The organism is Chromobacterium sp. ASV23 (genome assembly GCF_016428945.1).
Taxonomy (GTDB): domain Bacteria; phylum Pseudomonadota; class Gammaproteobacteria; order Burkholderiales; family Chromobacteriaceae; genus Chromobacterium; species Chromobacterium sinusclupearum.
This window is the reverse complement of record NZ_JAELTR010000171.1, coordinates 1-493: the sequence shown is the minus strand read 5'-3', so window position 1 is coordinate 493 and position 493 is coordinate 1. Positions and strand designations below refer to the sequence as shown.

The window sequence follows — 493 nt, the reverse complement described above, 5'->3', positions numbered from 1 at the left end:
TAAGAGACAGGCGTTGTTGTATTGCATGATTTCTACTTAAGCGGCCTAATGGCACACATCTCCAATGTAGATTGGGAGTCAGGCAAGCGTGGTTCCTTTGAAAGTAAACTATATGAGAGCCATGGTTATCATGGGTTATCTTCATTCGTAGAAAATAGAAATGTGCAAGATATTGTTAGGGACTTTCCCCTGAACTTACCCATATTAAACAATGCGAAAGGTGTCATTTCACACTCAGCGTTCTCCAGGAGTCTAGCTCAAAGTTGGTACGGAAATTGTAAAGACAATAATTGGGATGTATTACCTCTTTTGCGAGTCTCTAAACATAACATGAACAAAAAGGCCGCCAGAGATGCTCTTCGTATAGATACAGATTGTTTTTTAATTTGCACTTTTGGATTGCTCGGGCCAAGCAAATTAAACTCTGAACTTTTAGATGCATGGCTAGCATCTGAACTTTCAAAAAACATAAACTGCATACTTGTATTTGTAG

General features: G+C 38.7%; 1 protein-coding gene. It reads left to right on the top strand.

The genetic code is table 11. The features are described 5' to 3' along the window. Positions 1 to 48: 48 nt before the first annotated feature. On the top strand, positions 49 to 493 hold a 445-nt coding region (locus tag JHD59_RS22955), incomplete at its 3' end, for a hypothetical protein (RefSeq protein ID WP_233164473.1).